The organism is Pedobacter sp. HMWF019, from assembly GCF_003061025.1.
Lineage (GTDB): Bacteria > Bacteroidota > Bacteroidia > Sphingobacteriales > Sphingobacteriaceae > Pedobacter.
On record NZ_QAIL01000302.1, the window covers coordinates 1 to 9,362 of the forward strand.

Genomic DNA, 9,362 nt, shown 5'->3' on the forward strand with positions numbered 1-9,362 from the left:
ATAATTACCTTTTTACCAGACCGTAATTCTTTTTCAATAGTTTGAAAAAGGCTGTCTATCGGGAAGCTTGCATCCCGGGGCAAAACAAATTTTTGAGAGAAAGTGATGCCATATAATTTTTTATTGTCAAAGTCACGGAAAGAACCATCGGTTTTGTTTTGCCATTCATTTTGTAACTTATAAAAATTAGTATCCACTGCTTTACAATACTTTAAAACCAATTCGATAGCTGAAGGAATACCTGAAGATGGAAAGATCTGATCATGGTTGTTTACGACAGCATCAAACGGATCACAATTATTGTTTTTTTTCGTTTGAGCCTTCGATTGAAAGGCAACAGATGTAGATATTGATATCAATACTATACTGAAAAGGATCTTTTTCATAATTGAAATTATTTACTCAAACACTGAATCACATTCATTGAAATATTGGTTTTGCTCTAAGATACATTCTCCACCGTCCGTAGATCACCACGAATGCTAGACAGATGTCAGCTTTTCTAACTAAAACAAGGCCGTTAGGCTTGATCGCGTATTTTATCTTATTTTACAATAATAAAAAAAAAGATAAAATACGCGTGGTTTTACTTTACATAACTATTTACTTTGCATTATTGTCATAATCAGCCAAGTGGGGAAGTCGATCTTGGAAAGGAAGATATAAATCTCACACGTAAATTTATAATAACGAGATGAACAACGATACATGGATATTAAAATACTGGCCTCTCCATGGGTCAGCCCCGGTTTTTTTATTATGGTATACAGATACTGATAAGGAAAACACAGATAAGTTATTCACCTTTAAAACAGGTGAGATTTTCGCCTCTCATTCCTTAAATGATCTAAAAGCCACTATAATTCAAAATTTTGATGCCATCAATGAGTTTGAGAACCTTAAAAACTGGCTAAATGATTTTGAAAATCTAGATTTTAATGAGCTCACCGTCTATGATATGCCTAAAATGTATGCCGCTGTTAAAGCTCAAGAATTTGAGATGGAAACCCTTGAAGATTTGACGAATTTTATTAATCTATTTGGCGATTATGTTCATCAGGACGATAGCAATAAATACTTAATGCCTTTATCATATAATAAGCATCTAAGAAAAGCCTGGGATTATTTTTATGATTCTGTGTTTTGGCCACGATTTAATGATAAAGATCGTTTTGAAACTTGGGAAAGGCCTCCGTTTAAAGTTAATGCGGTGAAAATGACACAAGGGCTTGAAGAATTAATAGAAAGTTTTGAGGGGAATATGATCGTTTTGAATTATACACTATAAATTCTTCATCAAATTTGTGTTTTGGCATAAGTTCTCTAATATCCATCGTTTATTATTAGAATAAATCTACAATTTAATAGCTTGAAATAAATAGTAATATGGTGGGAAATCCTCGCTTTCTTACTGGGTTTTGTTACATTTAGTACCAAATCTCAATATAAAGTTTTCATGATCTTTCTCTCCATTATTATTTCCTTAGCTCTTGGGATGTACCTAACCGCTCCCGTCATTACAGTTTTTCATGAATTGGGACATGCGCTTACTATGGTTGCACTTACAAAAACGGATCAAGTAGATGTTTACATTGGTTCTTACGGAAATCAAAATACTCCGGCTAGGTTCAAAATTGGTAAACTGCAATTCTACGTTAATATAAATCCAACCATCAACATCAGAGGGATGTGTCGACCGTCTCAGATTGAAGGCAATTACGTTAAACAGAGCATTATCTTGCTAGCCGGACCAATCATTTCCTTCCTTTTTGCTGTGGTAATTGGGGCAATCATATTTAATACTGAACTCCATGGAGTAATAAAACTGTATGCATTTGTTCTTCTCATCTGTTCGTTCATAAGCTGCTTTCAAAACATTGTACCAAGAACGCTTTCCAGTGGCCTGTATAATGATGGGAAGCAACTAAGATTTGTTTATAAACTTAAAAGTAGTTATGTTGAATATGTTGCTGCCCTCGAACAGTTTGGTGAAGGACATTTTGAACAAGCGGCAGAACAATTTATTAGGCTTAATGAAAAGTTTCCTTATCAAGAAATGATTATCCGCCCCTTGTCTCTTTCTTTATTACAGTTAAAGCGGTTCGAGGAAGCACGAGTATTTGTAGAATTTCTTGAAAAATATACCGTATTTACTGTTGCCGACTGTATCAATAGGGGCTACATTGAATCAATTGAAGGAAAGCGGGAAGAGGCACTTAAATACTTTGAAAGGGCAGTTTCAATAGATAGGAGACAGCCTATTGCCCTTAATAATCTCGCATATGAGCTCATTCTTAAAGAGAATTATGATAAAGCCGGTTCTTTATTAAAACGAGCCATAGAAATAGCTCCGGACCTAGCTGAGGCACATGATAACTTGGGTCACTTGAAAATTTTGAAAGGTGAACTGGAGGAAGGTAAGATGCTATTGGAACAAGCGATAAAACTCAATCCTAATTTGGCTGGGGCTTATTTACATCTGGGTATTTATTATAAAAAAGTTGATCATATTGAACTGGCAGAGCAACACTTCAACAAAGCTAAGGAATTGGATCCTGATGTTATCATTCCAGATTGACTTGAAAAGGACTTGAAATAGTATTTAAACCATTCCAAGAATGACAATATTCTGATTTTTATTAAACATACTAAATAGTATGTTTGTGCAATATGATATCAAAAGCCGCTAACACAAAGAAGCTTATTTTAACCAAGTCACTTGATCTGATCTATAAAAAAGGGTATCAGGCAACAAGCATTGACGATATCATAGCCACCACCAACCTGAATGAACCCTTCAGAAAGGTTTTGAATCGTTTGATCCAACGGGTACAGCAAGCACTTGAACTGGCGCTGACCAACGCACAAAACAAAAACGACATCCGCAAAGATGTTGATCCCAGGCGTGTGGCCATATTCCTACTGACAGGCTATTCCGGCGTTAGAAATATGGGTAAAGTACTAGGAAAGGAATCTTACATCCAATTCCTGAGAGAGCTGAAAATTTATCTGAACAACCTCAAATAAAAAAATTTAATATAAAACATACCACTTAGTACTTTTTAATATGTATGATGCAATACTCCCCATTCACTCCCTTGTCAGATGGCTTGTCCTGTTGAGCCTGATCTATTCGATCACTTTATCAGCCCGCGCCTATTTCCAAGGGGGGCAGTTCAGCAAAAGCGACGATAGCGTTAGGCACTGGACAGCAACCATAGCGCATATCCAGTTGATCTTAGGAATTTTGCTTTATACAAAAAGCATCACCGTTAAGACCTTTTTTTCCGGCAACCAGAACATGGAATCATTTTTCTTTGGAGCTGTCCATATTTCGTCTATGCTTATTGCCATCGTCCTGATCACCATCGGCTCAGCAAATGCAAAGCGAAAAAAAGACAGTAAGGAAAAGTTTAAGACCATGTTGATCTGGTTCTCCATAGCGCTCTTGATCATCCTCCTTGCAATTCCATGGCCATTTTCGCCGCTCGCCCATCGTCCCCTGATTAGAAATTATTAATATATACAACCATGACACACTTTTTTAAAACACAGATCGGCAGATTGCGCCTGGTCGGGTTCCTGGAAGGCATCTCCCTTTTGGTGCTTATTTTTGTCGCTGTACCGCTGAAATATTACTTTAATAACCCCATGCTGGTTAAAAACCTGGGGCCTGTACATGGCGCGCTTTTCCTGCTGTTTATTTTCCTGACCATCAGCGTCGGCGTAGAAGAGAAATGGGAATTCAAAGACACCACCTGGAAGGTTTTACTGGCTTGTATTGTACATTTTGGAACCTTTTATGTAGACAGGCACATCCTGAAAAACGCGGAGGCTAACCGGACCGGTAGGGATGAAGAATAAGTTGTTGCTATTGCTTTTCTTTACAGTCGTTATAGCCTATGTGGTATTGATGCGCGACACAGGAAACAAACCGATAGCTAACGGGATCCACTTTAACGAAAGGCTATCTGCTTATGGTCTTTTCCGCGGTCAAATGGCGAACCTGGAACCTGCTGCAGGCGTTGAAATTCTTGAACTGGGATCAACGCTATTTACCGATTACGCAGAAAAGCAAAGACTGATCAAGTTGCCAAAGGGCAAGCGAATGCGTGCAAGTGGTAATGGGCTACCGCAATTCCCCGAGGGCACTATGATTGCAAAAACGTTCTATTATTCGCGGGCAGAAGGAACGAAACGTAGACTGATTGAAACCCGTCTGCTGATCCTCCAAAACGGCTTATGGAATGCAGCGACTTATCAATGGGATATGGCGCAGGAAGACGCCATATTGCTGGAGCAGGGTGCCGATGTCCCGGTCAACATCCAAGGCAAGGATGGGATTGTACGCAAGATCAATTACCAAATCCCCTCTCAAAAGGATTGCGCAAGCTGCCATCGGTCTGACAATCAATTGGTACCCATTGGCCCAAAAATCAGCAATCTAAACATAGAAGTCATCCGTAACGGGAAGAACCAAAACCAACTGGTCTATTTGCATGAAAAGGGCTTGTTGGATTATAAAGACAAAAGCCATTTTGGGACAATCCCTGACTACCATGATGCATCATTGCCGACTGAACAAAGGGCAAGAGCATACATGGCGATGAATTGCGCTCATTGCCATCAGCCGACGGGTATGGCTGGCCGGAAATCCTTAAACCTGGTTTTTTCAACAAGCTATGAAAACACCGGTATCCCATTCAACAAGCAGAATATTATAGAAAGAACCGCTGCTATGGGTGAATACCACATGCCGAAAATCGGCACTACCGTTATCGATACAGCGGGTGTTGCCCTCATCAGGCGATACATTCTGGGTTTGCAGTAGCCTAAATGGTCACAAGCTTTTAGCATTCATACTATAAATATCAGAAATGTTCTTATTATTATCCTCAGAGTATTATCCAATTGTAAACCTATGAGACAGCTAGAACTAGCTGTTTTATAGCACAGGCTATTTCTTGGTCTTGTGCCAATATCATTTCATCTTTTTTCCTTATTTTGTGATACTTACCAATCATGACCTATAGAAATTAACCTTGGACCCGCGCAAAATATTAAGCTTTTGGAGAGATGTAGAAATCTTTAACCTACCCGATCTGAGGGAAAAGGAAGTGCTCCATCTTGCTGATCCCCTTCCCTGGAATGAGGAACGACCAAGCTCCTCAGCTTATAAAACCTGGCGTTACACTCTATATTTTGGCAGGGTTCCAAAAAGTAAAGTCATCCAAGTCATTGAAAAAGAGCTATCCAATAACGATACAGAAGAAGAATGGAAAGAACCTGTGACTGGTTTTACCTGCTTTTCCGCGCTGATTCTCGATGAAAATGGACGCCCAGATGAAAGAAGCTATATCCAGTCTTCCTTTATTCATGGGTTAAATTGCCTGCATAACAATGAACCCATATCCAATGTTGCCGAAAAGCTCAACCAGGCACAGGCCGACTATGAGCTCAGGTTCCAAATTCCACCTGCAGACGAACTCCATATTATCCGCAAAGGAGATTCCGTAAGCCAGCAACAATTAGAAAAGGAACGCCTGGAATTGCAAGCTATAACAAAGGCTTGGTGGAGTGACGAAGTGATCATCTTATACGCAGCCAAAGAAGTGCAGCGAGACTCCGTTCCAGACACAAGTTTCTTAAATAGCTTTTGTTTAGATGATCTGAATACGCTCATCAACAAAGACCCCAAGAAATATGGAAACTCCTTAAAAGAATATTTAGCCGCTGACGTCCAGGAGAAGAAACGCAAAGACCTCATCAGCAATATTGATGAACTGGTTAAAACACTGGATCCGGCAATCTTACCCGCAGGCCGCTGGCCAGCCAACATTTCCTGGGGGCTGTATACAGGACAAGTAGGCGCCGTAAATACAGCCGTAGACGAACTCAAAAACGAAGGCGGAATAAGAGGAATTAATGGCCCTCCGGGTACCGGAAAAACAACACTGCTTTTAGATATTATTGCAGAAGTTGTCGTATTAAGGGCTACAAAACTCATCAATGTTGAATACCAGCAACTATTTGACAAAAAATTCAATAAAATAGAAGACGTATTCGGTGGCTATTATCTTCCCCTGAAAGACGTCTTTTATGATAAGGGTATCGTCGCTTCCAGCAATAACAATGTTGCTGTTCAAAATATCACTCAGGCACTACCAGCTCGGAGTAAAATTGATCAGGAGGAATTTGAAGGCGCAGATTATTTTGCCAGCTGCGGAGAACGTTTAGTCAATGAGAAAGCATGGAGCATACTTGGAGCCACATTAGGCAATTCAGAAAACCGGCAAAACTTCAAATGGAACTTCTGGAAGTCGGATGAAAAACAAGGGCTTGTTGGATTTGAAGAACTGCTCTGGAGTGTTTATAAAGATGAATCTAATGATCAGACTGCTGTAAACGTACAAAAATACAATCAAGCCAGAACAGAACTAAAAGACCTCCTAAAACCCTTCAACAAATTTCAAAAAGAAGCATCCGCGTTTCACGCCCTTTTGCCGGCGCAATTGGCAAATTTGAAAGAAAAGAAAGTACTTAGCAGCAAAATCCAGCTTGCCCAGGATACAATAGATAAACTGCTCCAAAAGCAATTAAAGTACAAGGGGGGGGTAAGCGAAAAAATACAAGAAATAGAAAGCCTTCAACAATCTTTAAACCTGCATAACCAACATAAGCCCCTGTTTTTCTTTATTCAAAGGCTATTCAATACCAAGGCCTACAAAACATGGAATGCACCCGTAGCGCGCTATCTTGCCCAACTAGATGCCCTAAATACAGAGTTAAGTACATATAAAAAAGAAGATAAAGACAACACTGCACTTCTTGTTAAGAAACAAAAGGATCAACAAGCACTCAAAGAACGGCTGGATGATGTTACAGAACAGATGCATCAATACTCAAAAAAGAAAGAAGCGCTGCATGTCAAATACGAAATTGCCTATGATGATCTGGTGGACGAATCATTTTACCAACGATCCCCACAAGAAAGGCAGCTGTGCAAGCCCTATTCATCGCCTAAAATTAACCGGCTAAGGAGCAACATCTTTCTTAAATCTTTAGAAGTTCATCAATACGCCATTCTTTCCAACGCGAAGCAATTCCGAAACAACCTGCAATTGTTTATGGAAATGATCACCGGAAGAGCCATTGTTTCTGGCGAAACAGCCAGGGTGCTTTGGAATACCTTATTCTTTTGTGTACCCGTTGTATCCACTACACTGGCCTCGGTAAGCCGCTTGTTCTCCGATTGTGGAGAAGAAAACATTGGATGGTTATTGCTGGATGAAGCAGGGCAGGCGCCGCCACAGCTAGCGGCAGGTATGATCTCCAGATCGAAAAGATGCGTCATTATTGGCGATCCATTGCAAATCGAACCCGTGGTCACTATTCCCGCAACGTTGGTCAATAAGCTGCGGAAACATGCTAAAGTAGAAGACATCTGGTCACCCTCTACCACCTCTGTACAATTATTGGCAGACAGAATTTCTTTAAAAGGAACTTATATGAATGCGGCAGAAGGTGAGCCGCTCTGGACAGGGTTCCCTTTACGGACGCATAGAAGGTGTAATGATCCCATGTTCAGTATCGCAAATAAACTGGCCTATTCCAATCAGATGGTTAAAGCAGAGGCTGATCAACCCATCAATCAGGACATCGGACCAAGTCAGTGGTTCCATATTGCAGGAATAACCGTATCCAATAAACAAGTGATCAAAGAAGAACTAGATCTGCTCAGTCAAAAAGTACATGAACTCATTTCCAAAGGATACCAAGGTAAGATCTTTATTATCTCCCCGTTTAAGGCGGTTCAAAAAGCTTGTGAGCATCTGTTTGACAGGAAAGATAGTCAGGTTCAATGTGGAACTGTAAATGCATTTCAGGGCCGGGAAGCCGAAGTCGTTTTTCTTGTTTTAGGCAGCGATCCAAAAATGCCGGGATCCAGAAATTGGGCAACTAAAAAGCCTAATTTGTTGAACGTAGCACTTACAAGGGCGAAGAAAAGGTTTTATGTAATTGGGAATAAGAATGTATGGTCCGGCCATGCTTATTTTAATGAATTGGCCGCAAGCCTTTAGTATACACGATTTCCCATTGATGGCCGTCTAGGGCTGCAAAGCAGTCCATGCTCCCTCAGCCTGTGGCAAGAGTTCTATTTACAACAGAATTAAATAATTTGATAAGATATACCACTTCAGCAGTATTAAAGGGTCATACTAATAATACGCAAACGCTGCAAACTAAATCTACTATTATATCAAATTATGAAAAAAACCAAACTTCGATGGGTTATTATATTCCCATTCTTTGCTCTTTTATCAATGATCCCAGCGAGAGCCGATGTAATTTGTCCTCCCGGTTTATGCTGGGACCCTACTGCCGAATGGTGTGCGTTGTGCGACGCAGGTGGGGGCGGTCCTCATTCTGAAACAACTGCATTGGTTAACCCACCAAATAGTTCTGTTAATTTTGCGGTTGATGGAAATCAATGTACAAATTTGAAGCTTAAGAATCTTAATCTATTGGGAGTATTGGCTTCGGTAACCGTAAAACCAGCAATAGAAAACCAATGGAATGTAACTTTACCACCGTTCACTTCCCAAAGTAAAGATTACTGTCGCCTTGTATCTGTTCCGGTAAGTTGGGGGTGGGACATATCAACTTCTTCTGATGCGGCAAATATAGCTATAACAGCAACGTGGGCTGGTTGGTAAATCAAATTATTTAAAAAAGAAAATTATGAAAAAATATACTTTGTATTATTTATTGATCAGTTTTCTGGCGCTTTCATGTACAAAACCAGAAAATAGTATCTCACAGGAAAAACTTGAAGCCATTAGTGGCACTAAAACAAACGGATTGTCAGCAACATTGGTAAAAGACGATGGGTTTATCGATGTTGATCTTAAGCAACTTGACCAGGAGATTGCAAATAAACTTAAGAACAAATACCAAAAACCAGAACTGGCAAAAGCGAAAGCTGCGGTGTACCGTTACTATAAAACTGTTCGTGTGGAAAACGGAAGATATGTTTCAGACTTGAAGTCTGCAGATCAGATTAAGATATCGAATCAGTTGTTTAATATGCTAAGTAACAATCTGGAGGAAATGAATGCCTCTATTGCAAAGCTAAAAGCCAAAGGTGAAAAAGTAGACATTACGGAAATAACTCCTGAATACCTGGAAAGTTTACTGCAATAAAATCTATTCAATGCAATTAATGCTTATTAGATTTAGTTTGATAAAAAGAAGTTATTTCAATATTGAGGCAACTTCTTTTTCTATTTGATTCTAAGGTAGTAAAAGTCCAGTTTTATTCGTCGCGTCTTACTTTTTCCTGTCTTAGTCTAAGATAAGCC

The 9,362-nt window shown here is 39.7% G+C and carries 10 protein-coding genes; 9 read left to right on the top strand and 1 reads right to left on the bottom strand.

Features of this window, described 5'->3' with window-relative positions:
• Positions 1–386 (bottom strand): hypothetical protein (locus DBR11_RS17040; protein WP_146186565.1); only part of this gene is annotated, 386 nt, incomplete at its 3' end.
• 308 nt (positions 387–694) lie between these two features.
• Here DBR11_RS17040 and DBR11_RS17045 point away from each other — a divergent pair.
• The 9 genes from DBR11_RS17045 (at position 695) to DBR11_RS17085 (ending at position 9,204) form a co-directional block, all read left to right on the top strand.
• The gene (locus tag DBR11_RS17045; RefSeq protein ID WP_108553854.1) at positions 695–1,288 is read left to right on the top strand and encodes a hypothetical protein; all 594 of its coding nucleotides are present in this window, start codon (positions 695–697) and stop codon (positions 1,286–1,288) included.
• 168 nt (positions 1,289–1,456) lie between these two features.
• The gene (locus DBR11_RS17050) at positions 1,457–2,578 is read left to right on the top strand and encodes a tetratricopeptide repeat protein (protein ID WP_108553855.1); all 1,122 of its coding nucleotides are present in this window, start codon (positions 1,457–1,459) and stop codon (positions 2,576–2,578) included.
• 92 nt (positions 2,579–2,670) lie between these two features.
• Positions 2,671–3,027, top strand: coding sequence for a TetR family transcriptional regulator C-terminal domain-containing protein (locus DBR11_RS17055; RefSeq protein WP_199233866.1), 357 nt, complete (start codon positions 2,671–2,673; stop codon positions 3,025–3,027).
• Positions 3,028–3,067: 40 nt separating this feature from the next.
• Complete coding sequence (locus DBR11_RS17060; protein ID WP_108553856.1) at positions 3,068–3,520, top strand: hypothetical protein; 453 nt, start codon at positions 3,068–3,070, stop codon at positions 3,518–3,520.
• An 11-nt stretch (positions 3,521–3,531) separates the two neighbouring features.
• A complete protein-coding gene (locus DBR11_RS17065; RefSeq protein ID WP_108553857.1) occupies positions 3,532–3,864 on the top strand; it encodes a DUF3817 domain-containing protein in 333 nt (110 codons plus the stop codon).
• Positions 3,854–4,831 carry a c-type cytochrome gene (locus DBR11_RS17070; protein WP_108553858.1) on the top strand — a complete coding sequence of 326 codons (978 nt, stop codon included), beginning with the start codon at positions 3,854–3,856 and terminating at the stop codon, positions 4,829–4,831. Before DBR11_RS17065 ends, DBR11_RS17070 begins: the two co-directional genes overlap by 11 nt.
• A gap of 211 nt (positions 4,832–5,042) precedes the next feature.
• Entirely contained in the window at positions 5,043–8,081 is a 3,039-nt protein-coding gene (locus DBR11_RS17075; RefSeq protein ID WP_108553859.1) for an ATP-binding protein, read from the top strand.
• Positions 8,082–8,324: 243 nt separating this feature from the next.
• Complete coding sequence (locus DBR11_RS17080; RefSeq protein WP_108553860.1) at positions 8,325–8,717, top strand: hypothetical protein; 393 nt, start codon at positions 8,325–8,327, stop codon at positions 8,715–8,717.
• A gap of 25 nt (positions 8,718–8,742) precedes the next feature.
• The gene (locus tag DBR11_RS17085) at positions 8,743–9,204 is read left to right on the top strand and encodes a hypothetical protein (RefSeq protein ID WP_108553861.1); all 462 of its coding nucleotides are present in this window, start codon (positions 8,743–8,745) and stop codon (positions 9,202–9,204) included.
• Positions 9,205–9,362 lie beyond the last annotated feature (158 nt).

What these genes read in the sequence shown, in the direction of transcription:
- DBR11_RS17045 (WP_108553854.1), top strand. Translation starts at nt 695, where the DNA reads ATGAACAACGATACATGGATATTAAAATACTGGCCTCTCCATGGGTCA.
- DBR11_RS17050 (WP_108553855.1), top strand. Translation starts at nt 1,457, where the DNA reads ATGATCTTTCTCTCCATTATTATTTCCTTAGCTCTTGGGATGTACCTA.
- DBR11_RS17055 (WP_199233866.1), top strand. Translation starts at nt 2,671, where the DNA reads ATGATATCAAAAGCCGCTAACACAAAGAAGCTTATTTTAACCAAGTCA.
- DBR11_RS17060 (WP_108553856.1), top strand. Translation starts at nt 3,068, where the DNA reads ATGTATGATGCAATACTCCCCATTCACTCCCTTGTCAGATGGCTTGTC.
- DBR11_RS17065 (WP_108553857.1), top strand. Translation starts at nt 3,532, where the DNA reads ATGACACACTTTTTTAAAACACAGATCGGCAGATTGCGCCTGGTCGGG.
- DBR11_RS17070 (WP_108553858.1), top strand. Translation starts at nt 3,854, where the DNA reads ATGAAGAATAAGTTGTTGCTATTGCTTTTCTTTACAGTCGTTATAGCC.
- DBR11_RS17080 (WP_108553860.1), top strand. Translation starts at nt 8,325, where the DNA reads ATGATCCCAGCGAGAGCCGATGTAATTTGTCCTCCCGGTTTATGCTGG.
- DBR11_RS17085 (WP_108553861.1), top strand. Translation starts at nt 8,743, where the DNA reads ATGAAAAAATATACTTTGTATTATTTATTGATCAGTTTTCTGGCGCTT.